Annotated in this window: 18 protein-coding genes; 16 read left to right on the forward strand and 2 right to left on the reverse strand. The window is 43.7% G+C overall.

Going from position 1 to position 18,863, the window contains the following annotated elements; genetic code table 11:
- Window positions 1–112: 112 nt before the first annotated feature.
- The gene (locus tag M3593_RS06775; protein ID WP_144474541.1) at window positions 113–1,063 is read left to right on the forward strand and encodes a BMP family ABC transporter substrate-binding protein; all 951 of its coding nucleotides are present in this window, start codon (window positions 113–115) and stop codon (window positions 1,061–1,063) included.
- Window positions 1,064–1,088: 25 nt separating this feature from the next.
- Entirely contained in the window at window positions 1,089–1,277 is a 189-nt protein-coding gene (locus M3593_RS06780) for a ComZ family protein (RefSeq protein ID WP_251544120.1), read from the forward strand.
- A 25-nt stretch (window positions 1,278–1,302) separates the two neighbouring features.
- On the opposite strand, the gene M3593_RS06785 is transcribed toward M3593_RS06780, so the two are convergent.
- Window positions 1,303–1,614 (reverse strand): hypothetical protein, encoded by a 312-nt coding sequence (locus tag M3593_RS06785; protein WP_144474543.1) that lies wholly within the window; start codon window positions 1,612–1,614, stop codon window positions 1,303–1,305.
- A 261-nt stretch (window positions 1,615–1,875) separates the two neighbouring features.
- Here M3593_RS06785 and M3593_RS06790 point away from each other — a divergent pair, with 261 nt between their 5' ends.
- From M3593_RS06790 to opp4C (M3593_RS06850), 13 genes are all read left to right on the forward strand, one after another.
- A complete protein-coding gene (locus M3593_RS06790) occupies window positions 1,876–2,808 on the forward strand; it encodes a beta-ketoacyl-ACP synthase III (protein WP_251544119.1) in 933 nt (310 codons plus the stop codon).
- 53 nt (window positions 2,809–2,861) lie between these two features.
- The gene (gene fabF / locus M3593_RS06795; protein ID WP_251544225.1) at window positions 2,862–4,103 is read left to right on the forward strand and encodes a beta-ketoacyl-ACP synthase II; all 1,242 of its coding nucleotides are present in this window, start codon (window positions 2,862–2,864) and stop codon (window positions 4,101–4,103) included.
- 348 nt (window positions 4,104–4,451) lie between these two features.
- The gene (locus M3593_RS06800) at window positions 4,452–5,435 is read left to right on the forward strand and encodes an ABC transporter ATP-binding protein (protein WP_251544118.1); all 984 of its coding nucleotides are present in this window, start codon (window positions 4,452–4,454) and stop codon (window positions 5,433–5,435) included.
- The gene (locus M3593_RS06805; protein WP_144474546.1) at window positions 5,432–6,454 is read left to right on the forward strand and encodes an ABC transporter ATP-binding protein; all 1,023 of its coding nucleotides are present in this window, start codon (window positions 5,432–5,434) and stop codon (window positions 6,452–6,454) included. Before M3593_RS06800 ends, M3593_RS06805 begins: the two co-directional genes overlap by 4 nt.
- Window positions 6,455–6,538: 84 nt before the next feature.
- Window positions 6,539–8,188 (forward strand): peptide-binding protein, encoded by a 1,650-nt coding sequence (locus tag M3593_RS06810; RefSeq protein WP_144474547.1) that lies wholly within the window; start codon window positions 6,539–6,541, stop codon window positions 8,186–8,188.
- A 367-nt stretch (window positions 8,189–8,555) separates the two neighbouring features.
- Complete coding sequence (locus tag M3593_RS06815; RefSeq protein WP_144474548.1) at window positions 8,556–9,506, forward strand: ABC transporter permease; 951 nt, start codon at window positions 8,556–8,558, stop codon at window positions 9,504–9,506.
- Window positions 9,507–9,563: 57 nt separating this feature from the next.
- A complete protein-coding gene (gene opp4C / locus M3593_RS06820) occupies window positions 9,564–10,433 on the forward strand; it encodes an oligopeptide ABC transporter permease (protein ID WP_144474980.1) in 870 nt (289 codons plus the stop codon).
- A 193-nt stretch (window positions 10,434–10,626) separates the two neighbouring features.
- Entirely contained in the window at window positions 10,627–11,385 is a 759-nt protein-coding gene (locus tag M3593_RS06825) for a DUF2268 domain-containing putative Zn-dependent protease (protein ID WP_251544117.1), read from the forward strand.
- 178 nt (window positions 11,386–11,563) lie between these two features.
- Window positions 11,564–12,586 carry an ABC transporter ATP-binding protein gene (locus tag M3593_RS06830; RefSeq protein ID WP_251544115.1) on the forward strand — a complete coding sequence of 341 codons (1,023 nt, stop codon included), beginning with the start codon at window positions 11,564–11,566 and terminating at the stop codon, window positions 12,584–12,586.
- The gene (locus M3593_RS06835; protein ID WP_251544114.1) at window positions 12,586–13,572 is read left to right on the forward strand and encodes an ABC transporter ATP-binding protein; all 987 of its coding nucleotides are present in this window, start codon (window positions 12,586–12,588) and stop codon (window positions 13,570–13,572) included. The genes M3593_RS06830 and M3593_RS06835 overlap by 1 nt, the downstream gene beginning before the upstream one ends.
- 44 nt (window positions 13,573–13,616) lie before the next feature.
- Window positions 13,617–15,335 carry an oligopeptide ABC transporter substrate-binding protein gene (gene opp4A / locus M3593_RS06840; protein WP_251544112.1) on the forward strand — a complete coding sequence of 573 codons (1,719 nt, stop codon included), beginning with the start codon at window positions 13,617–13,619 and terminating at the stop codon, window positions 15,333–15,335.
- Between the two features lie 37 nt (window positions 15,336–15,372).
- The gene (gene opp4B / locus M3593_RS06845; RefSeq protein WP_144474553.1) at window positions 15,373–16,338 is read left to right on the forward strand and encodes an oligopeptide ABC transporter permease; all 966 of its coding nucleotides are present in this window, start codon (window positions 15,373–15,375) and stop codon (window positions 16,336–16,338) included.
- A gap of 11 nt (window positions 16,339–16,349) precedes the next feature.
- Window positions 16,350–17,258, forward strand: coding sequence for an oligopeptide ABC transporter permease (gene opp4C, locus M3593_RS06850; RefSeq protein ID WP_144474554.1), 909 nt, complete (start codon window positions 16,350–16,352; stop codon window positions 17,256–17,258).
- A 36-nt stretch (window positions 17,259–17,294) separates the two neighbouring features.
- On the opposite strand, the gene M3593_RS06855 is transcribed toward opp4C (M3593_RS06850), so the two are convergent.
- The gene (locus tag M3593_RS06855; protein ID WP_251544110.1) at window positions 17,295–18,272 is read right to left on the reverse strand and encodes a nuclease-related domain-containing protein; all 978 of its coding nucleotides are present in this window, start codon (window positions 18,270–18,272) and stop codon (window positions 17,295–17,297) included.
- Between the two features lie 331 nt (window positions 18,273–18,603).
- Between M3593_RS06855 and M3593_RS24360 the strand changes: the two genes are divergently transcribed.
- Entirely contained in the window at window positions 18,604–18,819 is a 216-nt protein-coding gene (locus M3593_RS24360; RefSeq protein WP_251544223.1) for a YuzI family membrane protein, read from the forward strand.
- The last annotated feature ends 44 nt before the right edge of the window (window positions 18,820–18,863 follow it).

Raw genomic sequence — 18,863 nt, forward strand, 5'->3', positions numbered from 1 at the left:
ACTCCACAGAGTAAAATGGTAAAAGATTCTTTTACTCGGTTCCATTTTAATAAAGCGAACACTGCTGGATCATATAAAATAAGAACAGTGGCGCATAAAGGAGATGCATCGGATGCTGAAACGTTTCGGGCTGATATTGTTAAGCCTTCTTTTACTTGGAGGATGCGGACAACCTATTGCATCCGGGAAGGTAGAGAAAGTCGGCCTGCTGGTGCCTGAAACTATTGATGATCAGGTGTGGGGGACAAAGGGATATCGCGGTCTTCTGCAAATCCAGACCCGTCTGGGTGTTGATGTTTTTTTCAAGGAAGGTATGGATTCCCAAGAAGCTGTAGAGGAAGCTGTCAAGGAGTTCGACCGTAAAGGTGTGAACCTGATCTATGGCCATGGCAATGAGTACGCTGCCTTTTTCAATAAGATATCTGAAGAATATCCAGATATCCATTTCATCAGTTTTAATGGAGATGCCCGAAAGAAGAACACGACAAGTCTGAATTTTGAGGGATATGCTATGGGATTCTTTGGAGGTATGGTCGCGAGCCATATGTCTGAAACTGGCAAGGTCGGTATCATTGCAGCTTATGAATGGCAGCCTGAAGTCGAAGGATTTTATGATGGGGCCATTTTTGAAAATAAGAATATGAAGGTCAACATCCGTTATGTTGGCCACTGGGATGACCAAAAGAAAGCGCTGGAAGTTCTTGACGAAGTTTTGGACGAGGGAGCGGATGTTATTTATCCTGCCGGAGATGGGTATAATGTTCCCGTTATCGAAAAAGTGAAGGACAGCGGCTTCTATGTGATTGGCTATATTTCTGACCAGTCCGATTTCGGCGAGTCGACGGTTCTGACGAGTACTGTCCAGCATGTTGACGACTTGTATGAATTAACGGCTGAGAAGTACAATAACGGCAATCTTGAATCTGGCAATTTATCATTCGACTTTCAAGACGGTGTGATCACCCTTGGCAAATTCAGCCCTGATGTCGATTCAGAGTACCGCAAAAAGTTAAATACTTATATCAATACTTATAAAAACACTGGCAAATTACCTAATCAATGATTTGACACTATAGGAGGCAAAGAACATGCAAAATAATGACAAAACAATGGAATTCATGCAAATCGCCATGAAATACCTGCCAGAAGCCCAGCAAAAACTGCAAGAAGCAGGCATCGAGCTGACAATGGACAATCTGCAGCCATTTTTCACCCTGTTCACAAAAGTAATGAACGAAGCATATGAACTGGGGAAAACAGACGCTGCACAGGAATAGAATACAATAAAAGCTGAGGCATGCCTCAGCTTTTATTTTTATCAATGATCTGGTTAAAAAAAGGCTTTACTTTGCCCAAAAGGGGCTTTAGTTCCCTGGCTGATGTGATCAATGTATCAACATGGTACATCACTTCATCTAAATCAATTTGATCAAGGTACTTGCTTAAAGGGGAAGAAGGCTCTGCTGGTTGGTCATTGCTTTCGGCTATGTTCCTCTGACCTCCAAACATGATGTGGTCGAAATGATCGAATTCCTGTCCTTTCTCATCGCCGACTTCTTCTTCACTTCTCCTGAGCTTGAAACCAAACAGGTCTCTAGCTCTTTCATCCTCCATTTTGAGTCCCACCTTTCTCTATCTCTTTGTACATCAATATAGTGCAAACTGGCGGCTGGCACTTGGCAGTTTTCAGACGTAATGTCCTCACTGTCAGTCTATGAGGAATCTGGTCATATGGACTGGGTCAATAGTGGAATTCTTATTTTTCAGTTGCAGCAAGGGAGGATTATCTGCTAAAATTAGTACCAAGTCATAATAATTGATAACAATAAATTGCGCTAAATAGACAGAATCCTAAAGATAAAGGAGATGGATCCCATGAATGCAGGGATAATTGGGGTTGGGCGGTACTTGCCTGAAAATATAGTAACGAACCTTGATCTGGAAAAGAAAATGGACACTTCGGATGAGTGGATCCGCACAAGGACGGGGATTGAGGAAAGAAGAATTGCAAATGATGATATGGATACATCACATTTAGCCTATCGTGCTGCAGCAGAAGCCATCAAAAATGCTGGTATTTCTGCTGAAGAACTAGACTTGATCCTGGTAGCTACAGTTACGCCGGATCAGCCTTTCCCAACGGTGTCATGCATGCTCCAGGAACAGCTTGGTGCGAAAAAGGCTGCAGCAATGGACTTGAGTGCCGCATGCGCCGGATTCATGTATGGGATGGTAACCGGAAAGCAGTTTATCGAAGCAGGTACGTATAAGTACGTGTTAATAGTTGGTGTTGAGAAACTATCCAAGATCACTGACTGGAATGATCGGAATACAGCTGTACTTTTTGGTGATGGTGCCGGTGCTGTAGTGATGGGGCCAGTGTCAGACGGTAAAGGAGTACTTTCGTTTGAATTGGGTTCTGACGGAACCGGCGGAAAGTATCTGTATCAGGACGACTATATTGTGATGAACGGCCGGGAAGTTTTCAAGTTTGCGGTAAGGCAAATGGGTGAGAGCAGCATCAATGTACTTGAAAAAGCCGGCCTTTCAAAAGAAGATGTAGATTTCCTGATTCCTCACCAGGCAAATATCAGGATCATGGAGTCTGCACGCCAGCGTCTTGAGCTTCCCACTGAAAAAATGTCAAAAACAGTCCATAAGTACGGAAATACATCTGCCGCTTCAATCCCGATTTCGCTTTTTGAAGAACTAGAAGCTGGAAAAATCAAGGATGGCGATGTAGTCGTAATGGTAGGCTTTGGCGGGGGATTGACCTGGGGCGCGATTGCCATGCGATGGGGTAGATAATTAAAATAACTTCAATCAAAATAAGAGATCAGATAAAGGAGATGCAATAAATGATGGAGAAACGCAGAGTCGTAGTTACTGGAATCGGGGCTGTCACGCCCCTCGGCAATGATGCAGAAACTACCTGGAAAAATATTGTGGAAGGTGTATCGGGAATCGGCCCGGTCACAAGGCTAAATGCCGATGATTTTCCGGCAAAGGTCGCAGCAGAAGTAAAAGAATTCAATGTTGAAAACTTTATAGACCGGAAAGATGCCAGGAAAATGGATCGCTTCACACATTATGCTGTTGCCGCATCCCTGATGGCTGTAAAAGATGCCGAGCTGGAAATTACCGATGAGAATGCGCCGCGAGTTGGTGTATGGATCGGATCGGGAATCGGCGGGATGGAGACATTCGAGCAGCAGCATGAAACATTCATGAATAGAGGGTACCGCAGGGTCAGCCCCTTCTTCGTGCCAATGATGATTCCTGACATGGCAACAGGACAGGTATCGATCACTCTTGGTGCAAGAGGCTTTAACTCATGTACAGTGACAGCGTGTGCGACGGGGACAAACTCAATCGGTGATGCTTTTAAGGTCATCCAGCGCGGTGATGCTGATGTTATGGTAACAGGCGGGGCAGAAGCACCAATAACAAAAATGTCTTTTGCAGGATTCTGTGCAAATACTGCCTTATCGACCAATCATGACCCAGAGAAAGCAAGCAGACCATTCGATAAAAACCGTGATGGCTTTGTAATGGGTGAAGGCGCTGGAATTGTCGTTCTTGAGGAATTAGAACACGCATTGGCCCGCGGAGCAAAAATCTATGCCGAAATCGTCGGCTATGGCGCAACTGGAGACGCATACCATATCACCGCACCCGCTCCAGAAGGTGAAGGCGGGGCAAGAGCGATGAAAATGGCCCTTGATGATGCAGGGCTTGCACCAGAAGAAATTGGTTATATCAATGCACACGGAACAAGCACCGAGTATAATGATAAATATGAAACAATGGCGATCAAGACAGTCTTTGGCGAGCAGGCATATAAACTGGCAGTCAGTTCAACAAAATCGATGACAGGCCACTTGCTTGGAGCAGCAGGAGGAATTGAGGCAATCTTCACCGTACTTGCATTGAAAGAAGGAATTTTGCCTCCAACAATCAATCTTGAAAATCCAGATCCTGAATGTGATCTTGATTATGTTCCAAACGAAGCACGCAGCCAGCAAGTAAACGCAGCAATCAGCAATTCGCTCGGTTTTGGCGGTCACAACGCGACAATTGCTTTCAGAAAATACGAAGCTTAATGATATCGGTAAAAGTCCTTCGTAATAGAAGCAGGAACCCTTTCGGCAGGGTTTCTGCTTTTTTTTGTCGATGAATCCATTCCGTACCTCCTATGCCCATGAGAATTCCATTTAGGGGCTAATTACACTCTTATAAAACTTCTTCCCCTCATACTAGAATTTGCCTCAATACTCTTTAGTTTCATGAAGAAAGCAGCATTGCTATCAAAAGATCCTTTCAAAAAAAGTAATGAAAGTGTAATAAAAGGACCATGTTCCTAATAATTAATAATTATCAGAATGTTTTATTCAGGCCGATAGTGTCTTCTTTTACTATTAATTTCTTGGGATGGGCGGTGTGCAAGAAACGTGACAGCCTTATTGGAGCTAAAGAACCTAAAAACCTATTTTAAAAGAAAAAAGACAGTGATTCCTGCTGTGGACGGAGTGGACCTTGTCATCAATAAAGGGGAAACTGTCGCTTTGGTGGGAGAATCGGGATCCGGCAAAAGCATTACATCTCTATCAATCATGCGATTGATTCCTAGCCCGCCCGGGGAAATTGTGGACGGGCAGATCCATTTTGATGGGCGGGACCTTGTGATGGCCACAGAGGACGAAATGTGCAAAATCCGAGGCAATGACATTTCGATGATTTTTCAGGAACCGATGACTTCACTGAATCCTGTGCTTACCATCGGTGAACAAATAACCGAAGTCCTGACATACCATCAGGGATTGAATCAGGCAATGGCGAAGCAAAAAGCCATCGAGATGCTGGAACTCGTTGGCTTTTCACGAGCGAAGGAAATTATCAATGATTATCCCCACCGGCTTTCGGGAGGAATGCGCCAGCGGGTGATGATTGCGATGGCCATGAGCTGCAACCCAAAGCTTTTGATTGCGGATGAGCCAACTACAGCTTTGGACGTGACAATCCAGGCGCAGATCCTGGATCTGATGAAGGATTTGAGCACAAAATTCAATACCTCGATCCTGATCATTACCCATGACCTTGGAGTGGTTTCCGAAATCGCAGACCGGGTTGTCGTCATGTACGCGGGCCAGGTTGTGGAGCAAGCAATCGTGGAGGACCTGTTTGAAAATCCACTGCATCCTTACACTGAGGGCCTGATGGGTTCCATCCCGTCGGTAGACGAGGACCATGCCCGGCTTGTGTCAATAGAAGGAAATGTACCTTCACCCGAGAATCTGCCAAAAGGCTGCCGTTTTGCTCCTCGATGCCCACATGCCTTTGACCGCTGTTTCAGTGAAATGCCAAGTCTTGTGAGGAAATATAGCACACGGTCTGTAAGGTGCTTTTTACATGAAAGCAAGGAGGTGGAGAAATGATTGCAGCCAAGGAATCACTGGAAAACAAATCAAAACAAGATAGCTCCGAAACCTTGCTTGAATTACAAGATTTAAAAAAGCACTTTCCTATTAAAGCAGGACTATTCCAAAAGACAGTTGGTCATATTAAAGCGGTTGACGGAATAAATTTGAAGGTGAATAAAGGAGAGACTCTTGGAATTGTAGGAGAATCAGGCTGTGGAAAATCTACTGTCGGCAGGACGATTATAAGGCTCTATGAACCTACCAATGGAAAAATCATTTTCAACGGCAAGGATATCTCCCATCTTTCGGAGAGTGACCTGAGAAGGGATGTACGCAAAAATATACAAATGATCTTCCAGGATCCATTCGCTTCGCTTAATCCGAGAAAAACATTGAGATCAATCATCAGGGAGCCTCTTGATACCCATCAATTGTATAAGAGCAAAGAGAGGGACATTCATGTTGAGAGCTTATTGGAAAAGGTAGGACTAAATGCTTCGTTTATCAATCGTTATCCCCATGAATTTTCCGGGGGGCAGCGCCAGAGAATTGGAATAGCCCGAACACTGGCATTGAACCCGGAATTGATTATAGCCGATGAAGCTGTTTCTGCCCTGGATGTTTCCATTCAGGCACAAATCATTAATCTGATGGAAGACCTTCAGGAGGAATTTGGGCTTACTTATATTTTTATCTCCCATGACCTAAGTGTTGTCAGACATATTAGTGACAGGGTTGGTGTCATGTATCTAGGAAAAATGATGGAACTCGCTGCAAAAAAAGACCTGTATGCAGAACCGCTGCATCCATATACACAGGCACTCTTGTCAGCTGTTCCGGTTCCTAGAAAGAAAGGTGTCATGAAACGTGAGCGCATCATCTTGAAAGGCGAGCTTCCGAGTCCATCGAATCCGCCCAAAGGGTGTGTATTCCATACAAGGTGTCCAGCTGCATTTGACCTTTGCAGACAAGTGGATCCTGAATTCAAAGAAGTCAAGAACAACCATTTTGTTGCCTGCCATCTATATACATAGGGCAGCTGCAGAAACTGAAGGGGGGAGATAGGTATACCTTTCTGCTTATCTAGAAAATCAGTAAAAATTTAAGGGGGAAATGATGTGAAATTAAGAAAAGCTTCATGGTTATTAATCAGTCTTACCCTGATCCTGTCGATTTTCCTGACTGCATGTACAGGAAATTCAGCTGAGGATCCTAAAGAAACTCCTGGAGATGATGGCAAGAAAGAAGAGGAAGCTTCAGGACCGCAGCAGGGCGGGGATTTGATCATTGGTTCCACTGGTGCGCCGACCGTCTTCAACCCACTTTATTCAACTGATACATCCAGTTCGGACATTGAAGGTTTCATTTATGACAGCCTGGTGTCATCGGATACTGAATTCAATCCGACTATGAGCATGGCAGAGTCGATCGATATCTCTGACGATGGCCTGACCTTTACAGCGAAATTGAAAAAGGGCATTAAATGGCACGACGGAGAAGAGTTCACTGCTGATGATGTAGTGTTCACGTTCAGCATCCCGAAAAACCCGGATTATAACGGCGAGCGCGGATCAGCTTTCGAATCAATGGAATCCGTCAAAAAAATTGATGATTATACGGTCGAGTTCAAACTGAGCAAGAAAGATGCTTCTTTCTATCCGGTTTCACTGAGCTACTATATCCTGCCAGAACACATCCTGAAAGATGTACCGGTTGCCGAACTTGGTGAGCATGAATTCAATACGAAAAGTCCAATTGGTACTGGTCCATTCAAATTCGTTGAATGGAAAGACGGAGAGTATGTAAAGGTTGAAGCCTTCGATGATTACTTCAAAGGCCGTCCATACCTTGATACGCTCACCTATAAAATCGTTCCTGATATGGATGCCATGATCGCGCAAATCCAGGCTGGAGATATTCATTTTGCAGCTGGTGTTCCTGGAACTGATATTGAAACAGTCAAGTCATTCCCTGGTGTGAAGGTTGAGTCAGGCCTTGCTCTTTCCTACACATATCTGGGATACAACCAGAAGAATGATCTGTTCAAAGATAAAAAAGTCCGACAGGCAATTACACACGCAATCGACAGGGAAGCAATCGTAAATTCTGTCATGAACGGTGACGGTAAAGTCGCTGATGTTCCAGAGAGCCCACTTTCATTTGCATACAATGACGATGTTCCGAAATTTGGATATGACGTCGAGAAAGCAAAATCATTACTAGCCGAAGCTGGCTGGAAGGACACGGATGGTGATGGAATCCTCGATAAGGACGGCAAGAAATTCTCTTTCACGGTAAAAACAAACCAGGGTAACAAAGTAAGGGAAGATATTGTCGTGGTTCTACAAGAGCAGCTGAAGGAAGTCGGAATCGAAGCCAAGCCGGAAATTGTTGAATGGAGCGCATTCATCGAGCAAATTTCTGCGCCAAACTGGAATTACGACGCACTTGTACTTGGATGGAGTCTGTCAACATTCCCGGATCAGTATGATATTTTCCACTCTAGCCAGATGAAAGAAGGCTTGAACTTCGTCTGGTACTCAAACCCTGAGGCAGATAAGCTGATGGAAGAAGCGAAGCAAATCCTTGACCAGGATGAGTACAAAGCAGCGTATGCCGAAATTTATAAGATGCTGGCAGAAGACCAGCCATACACATTCCTGTACTATCCAAATGTACACAGGGTCATGCCTGCGAATCTGGAAGGCTATGTATTCCACGCGAAGGATGATTTTTATGAAATCTCCAAGTGGTGGCTGAAAAAATAGGATCAGGATGGGGGGGAAGGGAGTGTCCCTTCCCTTTCAGATTTTAAGTGCCGCCAGTTACCGAGGCGTTTTCTTCCGCCCAATGAAGTCAAAGAACGACTTCAGTGGTCGGCCCTCCGTGGCACACGAGGTGCTAGACCCGCCAGCCACAGGACGTGGCGTTTTTAGGCGGGCAGCGCTTGTCGGGGCAGACCAAGGCGCTTGCACTTTTCATTGTCCAGCTCCAGCGCCTTGCCCCTCGAGTCGCTTCGGTCCGCCCAATGAAGTCAAAGAACGACTTCACTGATCGGCCCTCCAGCGCTTGTCGGGGCAGACCAAGGCGCTTGCGCTTTTCTTATAATCTCTTAATTTTTAAAGGAGAATTGCCATGCTATCTTATATCATTCGCCGAATACTGATGGCCATTCCTTTGCTGCTGGGCATTACGATTGTCTCTTTTGCCATCATGAAGCTGGCCCCCGGGGATCCTGCCAGCTTGATGATGGATCCGACCATCAGCCCTGAGGACAAGGCCAGGTTCATGGAAAGATACGGTCTTAATGACCCTATTCATATCCAGTATTTGAAATGGCTGGGAGCCATGCTTCAAGGTGACTTTGGTACTTCACTGATCCGCAAAGGTGTTCCTGTCATAGAAATGATCATGAACAGGATGCCGAATACCATTTTATTAATGGTCGTTTCGACATTGCTGGCATTGTTGATTTCAATTCCATTTGGAGTCATATCGGCAACCAGACCGTATTCAAAGCTCGACTATTCAGTGACCATTACATCATTCCTCGGCGTCGCAACACCAAACTTTTTCCTCGGCTTGATCCTGATCATGGTTTTTGCCGTCCAGAATAATTGGTTCCCGACAGGAGGGGTCGCAACCCTGAATGCTCCTTTCAGTCTATGGGACAGGATCCACCACTTAATCATGCCAGCATTTGTTTTAGCCGCTGCCGATATGGCAGGGCTGACACGTTATACCAGGTCTAGCATGATGGAAGTGATCAAGCAGGATTATATGAGGACTGCGAGAGCAAAGGGCTTCAAGGAAAACAAAGTCATCTACAAACACGGGCTTCGAAATGGCCTGATCCCAGTCATCACCATTTTTGGCCTGATGATTCCTTCCTTCATTGGGGGAGCTGTCATTGTTGAAAAAATCTTTACCTGGCCAGGGATTGGCTTGTTATTCGTGGATTCTGCATTCCAGCGGGATTACCCGGTGATTATGGGGCTCACCGTCATCTCGGCAGTGTTTGTCGTCATTGGGAATTTGATCGCCGATATCCTGTACGCAATTTTTGATCCAAGGATCGAGTATTAAGGGGAGGTAAACATGGCAAATACAAATCTAGCTGGAAATAAATCTGGCAGTCTGGAAATGCACGGTGTCAACACCTCGCATGATACAATGCTTGGGATCATTGTCAGGAAGTTCATGAAAAACAAGCTAGCCATTTTTGGCGGCATTTTCCTGATCGCCATCATAACTGCTGCACTCTTAGCGCCAGTGATCGCCCCGTTTTCACCTTCCAAACAAAACCTGCTGCTAAAACTGCAGGCGCCGAACAGTGAGCACTGGCTTGGGACAGACAGGTTTGGCAGGGATGTTTTTTCAAGACTATTATTTGGAGCCAGGATCTCTTTATTGGTCGGTTTCGCCTCAGTGCTTGGATCGATTACAATCGGAACCTTCCTTGGAGCAGTAGCAGGCTATGTAGGGGGGATTGTTGATGCGATGATCATGAGATTCGTCGATATCATCCTTTCGATTCCATCCATATTCTTATTGATTACATTGGTCACGATCTTCAAGCCGGGAGTAGATAAGCTGATTCTGATCTTCGCGCTATTAGGGTGGACAACTACCGCCCGATTGGTAAGAGGTGAATTCCTTTCGTTAAGGTCGAGAGAGTTTGTACTTGCATCCAAAACGATTGGAACAAAAACGCCTTCAATCATTTTCTCCCATATCCTGCCGAATGCCATGGGACCAATCATCGTCTCGGCCACATTGTCAGTAGGTTATGTTATCCTGGCCGAATCGGGATTGAGCTATTTGGGCCTGGGCATTCAGCCGCCGCATGCAAGCTGGGGGAATATGCTCCAGGACGCACAGAACTTCACAATCCTCTTAAAATCATGGTGGTACCCGCTTGCACCGGGATTAATGATTCTTCTCACTGTCATTTGCTTCAACTTTGTCGGGGATGGACTGAGAGATGCGTTAGATCCGAAGATTAATGAATAGTTTAAGAAAATAAGTACAACTACAATTATTTGCAAGTGTTAGCAGAGCCAGGATTACCCTGGTTTTTTTGTTGGGAAAATTTTCACACCGAAATAGACGAATTCTAGAACAGCTGGCTGTGGTCTTCATAGTATAGCTGTAAAGTTGATTTCTTCGGAGGGAGTAAGATGGGGTAGTCAGGACGGATGAATGGTTGGAAACAGATTTCAACAGGCCTCAGGTTATATGTGAACAACTGCTTGCTTTTTTTGAAGGTGATGCTGATGCGAAAAAAGTATACAGTTATTTAAAGAACTTTGGCATGTACAAGCCGGAGCGAAGGAGCAAAAAGATTTTTGAGGAACTAAAATCAGAAAAATTCTGGTCAGCAACTGAAAAGATTTTTCGTAAATACCAACGGAAATGGAAAGGTCCAGATATTCCGATTTTCATTTTTCCCATGGATGTCTCCAATTCAAGGCTGATGAAAGAAGGCAAAGGGAAGTCTGGCTTGTCTTTTATTGATAAAATGTTTATTTTCCTGACTCCGTTGGAAGACGAAAAAGAACTTGAAGCATTATTTGTTCATGAATATCATCATGTATGCAGGATGCGGGCACAAAAGAAAAGTCCTGCTGATTATACCCTGCTTGATTCAATCATTTTGGAAGGGCTGGCAGAGCATGCGGTCGCCACTTATTGCGGTGAGGAATATACAGGCGATTGGAGCAGGCGATATTCGACAAAAACATTAGCGGGATTTTGGGACGAAGAGATTAAAAAAAAACTGTCACTTACCCGAAATGACCGTGAACATGATCAAATTTTATTCGGGTTGGGGAGCAAACCAAGGCTCCTCGGTTATGCCATGGGCTATGAAATTGTAAAACAATATAAGCAGCTGGGAAATTTTACTGAAAAAGCATCCTTCTATTCTCCTGCAAATGAATTTACAAAGTTGCTAAAATTTTAACATTTAATTTAACTATAAAAAACCCTGCTACTTTAGGGTTTTTTATTAATTTTGAAAAGTAATAAATTTCCCAATTGAAAAATAAGTATTGCAAATGTAATAAAACTGTAATAACATTTTATTAAAATATATCGAATATGCAGAATATTTTATTATTTAAATGTGAGAAGGTGTCCTAATGAGCAACTATTCAATACATAACGAAGCACCTTTGCTAGAGGTCAAGAACCTTGAAACAGCATTTAATATTGATGGTGAGTATTATAACGCTGTAGATAAGGTAAGTTTTGCTGTCAAACCAAGACAGATTGTCGGGGTTGTTGGCGAATCAGGGTGCGGGAAATCGGTAATGAGTCTTTCGGTCATGCAGCTTCTTCCAAAAGGAGTTGGCAAAATCCGCGGCGGCGAAATTGTGTTTGAAGGCGTTCATCTTGAAAAGATGTCAGAAAAAGAAATGAATAAAATCCGCGGCCGTGATATTTCGATGATCTTCCAGGAACCAATGACTTCGATGAATCCAGTTTTCACGATAGGATTCCAGCTGCAGGAAGTCCTGTTCAACCATACAAAAATTTCGAAAGCAGAAGCAAGGCAGAAGAGTGTAGCATTATTGAAGAGCGTCGGCATTTCACGCCCGGAAAAGATTGTTGATGAGTATCCGCATCAATTGTCCGGCGGTATGAGACAAAGGGTCATGATCGCCATGGCGATTGCCAACCAGCCTAAGCTTTTGATTGCGGACGAGCCTACTACGGCATTGGATGTAACTGTCCAGGCGCAGATTCTTGACTTGCTCAAAAGCATCCAGGAAGTAAATGATATGTCCGTCATTATGATCACACACGATCTTGGCGTCGTCGCAGAAATGTGTGATGAGGTTATCGTTATGTATGCGGGCAGGATCGTTGAACGTGCAGATGTTGACACACTGTTCTATAACCCTAAGCATCCATACACTGAACTGATGATGGGCGCTATTCCAAAAATGGATGAGGATAAAGAAGAATTAAGCTCAATCAAGGGAATTGTCCCATCACTTAAGAATATGCCTGCAACCGGTTGCCGTTTTGCAAACCGCTGCCCAAAAGCAATGCCAGAGTGTACAAGCATCACTCCACAGCTTGGAGAGGTTGAACAAGGTCATGAAGTGGCGTGCATTCTATATGAAGCAAGTATGCCAAAAGAAGGAGTCAAGGCATAATGAGCAATACAACTATAGTAGAAAAAGAGAATTTGCTGGAAATTAAGAATCTTAAAACCTACTATCCTGTAAAAGGCGGTTTCTTCAGACGTACAATCGGCAACGTCAAGGCAGTCGATAATGTATCATTCGAAATCAAGAAGGGTGAAACACTTGGACTCGTTGGAGAATCAGGCTGCGGCAAATCAACAACAGGAAGGACAATCATCCGCCTGTTGAATGCTACAGAAGGAGAAATCCTTTTTGAAGGAAAGGATATCACCAAACTGAGAGGCAAAACTCTCCAGGCAATCCGCCAGGACATCCAAATGGTGTTCCAAGATCCATATGCTTCGCTGAATCCGATGCAAATGGTGGGCGACATCGTTTCCGAACCAATCAGGAACTTCAAGAATGTCAGCATGAAGGACTTGAAGGATGAGGTAATGGATTTATTGAACAAAGTAGGTCTTCCTGAAGATGCTTATTATAAATACGCCCACGAATTTTCCGGCGGACAAAGACAAAGGATCGGCATTGCCAGAGCGCTTGCGTTAAGACCGAAACTCATCATTGCGGATGAGCCGGTATCAGCCCTGGACGTTTCTGTACAATCCCAGGTTCTCAATCTTTTGAAAGAACTTCAGAAGGAATTTGATCTTACTTTCTTATTTATCGCTCATGACCTTAGTGTCGTTAAACATATGAGTGACCGGATCGGCGTAATGTATCTCGGCAATATGGTTGAAATTGCTGACCGCAACAGCATGTATGCTGAGCCGCTCCACCCATATACACAGGCTTTGATCTCAGCCATTCCAATGCCAGACCCGCGCAGGAAAAAAGAAAGGATCGTCCTTGAGGGGGATGTGCCAAGTCCACTGAACCCGCCGACAGGATGCCCATTCCATCCGCGCTGCCCGGCTGCGATGGCAGAGTGTTCCCAAGTGAAGCCAGCTTTAAAGGAGGTGAAGCCAGGACACCGAGTTGCTTGCCACCTTTACTAGGGCATAATTTTTACAAAAAATAAAAGAAAAACGGGGGGAAAACCATGAAGAAACCATTGCTTTGGCTAGCTATGCTAGTACTGGTTTTATCAACATTCCTTGCTGCGTGCAGCGGAGGAGAAAAAGAAAAGACGACTGCTGATCCGAAAGACGGAGAAAAAGGCACTGCTGAAGAAGGAAAGCCACAGGATGGCGGTACATTGACTTACGCTCTAAGCTCTGAGTTCAAAGGCCTTTTGAACTGGAACTTCTATGATGCTGACGGAGACGATGACATCATCGCATTCTTCGATGATCCATTGATCGACTATGATGAAAACCTTAAGGCTGAGCCAAACATTGCCAGCTGGAAAACTGATGACAATAAAGTTTTCACATTCACATTTGAAAAAGGCGTAAAATGGCACAATGGCGAAGAACTAACAGTTAATGACTGGGTATTCGCTCTTGAAACGATCGCTAAACTTGGTGGAGAACACCAGCGCTGGTCTAACGTTAACACAATCGAAGGTGCTAAGGATTACAACGAAGGCAAGGCTGACAAAATCTCAGGTCTTGAAGTAGTTGATGACTATACTTTGAAAATCACTTTTGACAAGGCTCGCGTAAACAACCTTGAAAATGTTTGGGCTTACCCGCTTTCTCGCAAGGAATTCGAAGGAATCGATCCTAAGGACATGGCTGCTTCTGAGCAGGTCCGCACTAAGCCTGTCGGAACAGGTGCTTACAAAGTGACAAAGGTTATCCCTGGTGAATCAGTAGAGCTTACTCGTAATGAAGACTACTGGAAAGGCAAGCCGCATATCGAAAAAATCATTGTTAAAGTTATCGATACTTCACTTACAACTGGTGAACTCAAGAATGGAACACTTGACATGACTCCATTCCACCCAACAGTTCTTCCAGAAATTGAAGCGCTTGACAATGTTGAAGTAGTAAAATATCCTGGCTTATCTTACTACTATATTGGTTTCAAACTTGGTAAATATGATGGCAAGAAAAACGTAATGGACAAGGATAAGTACGCAAGCAAAGAATTGCGTCAGGCTATGCTGTTTGCAATTGACCGCCAAGCGTGGACAGATGCATTCTTCAGCGGATTAGGCAAGCCGCTTAACCGTCCAATCCCATCTTCTCACTGGATTGCAGCACCTAACGAAGATATGCCGATCCAATACGAATATGATCCAGAAAAAGCGAAAGAAATCCTTGATAAAGCTGGTTATGTTGATAAGGACGGAGACGGCTTCCGTGAAGATCCAAAGGGCGAGAAGTTCACTGTTAAGTTCTCTCACTACGCAACTGGCAACCCAACTTTCGAAGCACGTGCTAAAGCTATGACTCAGTACTGGGAAGAAGTTGGCTTGAAATCTGAGCTTCAAATGACAGATGTTAACCTTTACTACGATCAACTTGAAAAAGATGACCCAGCTCTAGAAGTATTCTACGGCGGATGGGGAACTGGCGCTGATCCGGATCCACTGCCACTTTGGGGCATTGAATCTGTATGGAACTATCCTCGCTGGGTAAATGACGACGCTCAAAAGCTTCTTGAAGATGCTGTTGACCTAGAAGTTGTAGGAACTGACACTGAAAAGCGTAAGCAGCTATATGCTGACTGGCAGAAGATTTTCAACGAAGAAGTACCAGCACTTCCAATCCTTGAACTAGAAGAAGTTATGGCTGTTTCTAAGCGTGTTCAAGGCGTTAAGTTCGACGTTTCTGGTTCTAACTCACCTCATGAATGGTGGATCAAGCAATAAATATTGAGCACCACCTATTCAGTTAAGGAGAATGCATATGCTTAAGTACAGTTTACGACGCATACTCGGAATGATTCCTATGCTTTTCCTTATCTCCATCGTAGTGTTTTCCCTGGCGAAACTTATGCCAGGGGACTCACTCAGTGGGGAGATCGATCCGAACAACACGGATCCGGCATACATAGAAGAGATGCGCGAGAAGCTGGGTTACAATGACCCAATCCACATTCAGTATTTCACATGGATTTCAAACTTCATGCAGGGTGATTTCGGGAAATCGACCCGCTATAAAATCCCGGCGAGTGAAATCATTGGTGAACGTTTGCCTAACACTATTTTTCTAGGTTTCTCCAGTATTCTAATCACTTATATTCTAGCGTTTATCATGGGTATTTATGCCGGCAGAAAGCCGTATACAATCGGCGACAACGTCATAGGCACCGCAAACTATATAGGGTTGGCACTGCCTTCATTCGTTGCGGGTGTGTTCGCAATCTATTTCTTTTCATTCAACTTAGGCTGGTTCCCTTCGAATGGATCGGTTGATATATCCACGACAGAAGGAACAGCTGCATATTGGTTAAGCAGACTACACCATGTATTTTTACCAGCACTAGTTTTAGGTCTATTGAGTACTGCAAGCTATACGCAATTCCTGCGTAATGACATTATAGAAAACAGCCGTAAGGACTTTGTAAGAACGGCAAGAGCCAAAGGAACACCTGAAAAGAAAATCTACAATCAGCACATCTTACGTAACTCAATCATCCCGCTGATTACCTTCCTTGGATTTGATATCGTAGCACTCGTTGGCGGTGCAATCATCACCGAGACGATCTTCACTTATCCTGGAATAGGTCAATTATTCTTGAACTCTGTCAGTCAAAGAGACTATCCAGTCCTCATGACCTTGACCATGATGTTCTCATTCTTGACTTTGTTTGGAAACCTGGTTGCAGACATACTATATGGAATTGTTGATCCAAGGATCAGGCTGGATTAAGGAGGATGGCTATGGAAGTTTCTACAGCAAAAAATACACAGATAAACCTGAAGCCGGAAAAAGGCTTGTCTCCTTGGGCCATTGCTCGCAAGAAGTTCATTAAGAACAAGCTTGCGATGACAAGTCTGATCTTTTTGATCATCGTTACCGTTGTCTCTTTCCTGGCTCCATACATCACTACGATCGATATCACTAAAATCAATATCAGTCAAATGTCCCTTAAGCCATCCGCAGAGCACTGGCTGGGAACGGATAAAAATGGCCGGGACGTTTTCACGAGATTATTGTATGGCGGAAGGGTATCACTTTTAGTCGGAATTAGCTGTACACTATTCGTTATCATCTTTGGAACAATTGTAGGTTCAATCGCTGGATACTTCGGCGGAATCGTGGACAGCATGCTGATGCGTTTTACAGACTTTGTCCTGAACTTCCCGTTCCTGGTATTCGTTATCGTATTGGCTACAATTTTCTATGGTAAAATCAATGGTCTTGTTATCCTGATCATGGTTATCAGCTTGCTGAGCTGGGGCGGGGTAGCACGTATTGTCCGAAGCAAGATTTTGGCTGAAAAAGAGAATGAATACATTCTTGCTGCGATTTCCATCGGATGTTCACCATTTAAAGTCATAACAAAGCATCTGCTTCCAAACGTCCTTTCTACTATCATCGTGCAAGCAACAATCTTGTTTGCTTCCATGATTGTCGCAGAAACAGGACTAAGCTTCCTCGGATTTGGTGTTCCATCTGAAATCCCAAGCTGGGGCAACATGCTTGCATTCGCAAATGAACCAGACGTATTACAAGGAAAGCCGTGGATTTGGATCCCGCCAGCCCTTGCCATCACACTGACGATTTTGTCCATCAACTTCGTAGGTGAAGGCCTGAAGGACGCATTGAATCCAAGATCACGCCGTTAAAAAATCTACCATACACAGGTAGATTTTTTATTTTGGCTATTTTTCGATCAGAGAGGTGAGGTCATAAACCCTCCCCTTTTTAGAGCCTGAGCAGGGCAGGTTGAGTGAAATCAAAAAAGACGAGGCAGATTTACTTTTTGATTTTGGCAACAATAAAAAATCAGAAAATTGGCTGAGTGTAATGGTGCTGCCATAGAGGAAGTAATAATCACTTAATGCAGGAATGTGGGCTGTTTTAGAAGAAGTTTGGCAAAGAGGGCAATACCAGCTGCCATAGACTTTATCCATAGGAATGGCATGGCATTGGGGGCATTGGACCCCATTTTTCACATCATTGGGGTGGATTGAATATGTATCTAATATATTTGGTTTATGGGGAACATGATATTTCACCAGTTGTTTTGCTATTTTTTTGATCTCTTTTATAGAGGTAAGATCCTTTGGGTAACTTTTTTCTAAATCGCTAATCCTCGATATTAGGTGGGCAGCATGCACAACTCGAAAGTTACTGTAGGAGTTAGTTCCTTTGGATTTTATAATGGTTGAAGGCCTTGAAATGGCAACAAGATATTCGAGGTTTAATGCTGGCAGTTTATGTTCATCAAGCCACTGTGATAATAATCTGATATGTCTTTGTACCTGGGTGAAGGGATCACGGATTCCTTCTTCTTTTTCGTTAAAGATCCGTATGCACTGATTGAATTCATGGTCAAAAATAATTGTTCCGGCAATATTCTTGGAATCAATTATAAAGGAGACTTTGGGGGAAATCAGGAGGGAGTCGATTTGAAAGAAGTGGGCTCCTTGCTGTAACCTGAGGTCATTGATGATTAGGTAGTTATTAGTAAGACACGATAAATGGTAATCAAGTTCTTTTTCACCTCTTATTCCCGCCAGTTTCTTTCTGTATTCCTCTTCAATTACGGGCAGCTTAGAGTGATTTACATTGAGCCGGCGCATTAAAGCCTCCTCAGCTTTCAATTTATAAGGTATGTCTCTGTCTTTATAAAACAAATTCATCACTCCTTTTCTTATTTTATAGGAGATAATTCTCCAAAATGCTGTTAACTCCTATTGTTTATTGTGATGATTTTTTGACAAAGAAGGGATAATCCTGAAAATCTTGATATATTCCTGAGTTTGACCCGGATATTCCTTAGAATCTGATTTTATTCCTTAGAATTAGTCAGATATTCCTTAAAACCTTAATATATTCCTAAATCCCAAATATGAAGTAACATAAAGTACTTCGTAACCAACTTCCTTCATATATATGATAAAAATGGACAGGCAGGGGTGAGTAGGTTGCATGATCTGAATGTCAATTGTGAAAAGAGCCAATTTGATGATTTTTAGGTTGTTTGTTTTGACGATTGGTTTTGGTTTGGCTGTTTCGGGGGGGATCAGCACAATCGCATATTTGAATTTGATTACTGCTGGGCACGGAGTAGATGAATATTTAGCCTTTATATCGCGGAGGGTGGAGTGTTACTTTCTTCCTGCAGGAATTAGCATCATTTGGTTAAGTATATACTGGCCGCATAATCATGAGGAAAATTGATCTTCCTTTTAAGGAATAATTTTACTTAGTGCTGCCCATACTGA

Source organism: Mesobacillus sp. MER 48 (assembly GCF_023714225.1).
GTDB lineage: Bacteria > Bacillota > Bacilli > Bacillales > Cytobacillaceae > Mesobacillus > Mesobacillus oceanisediminis_A.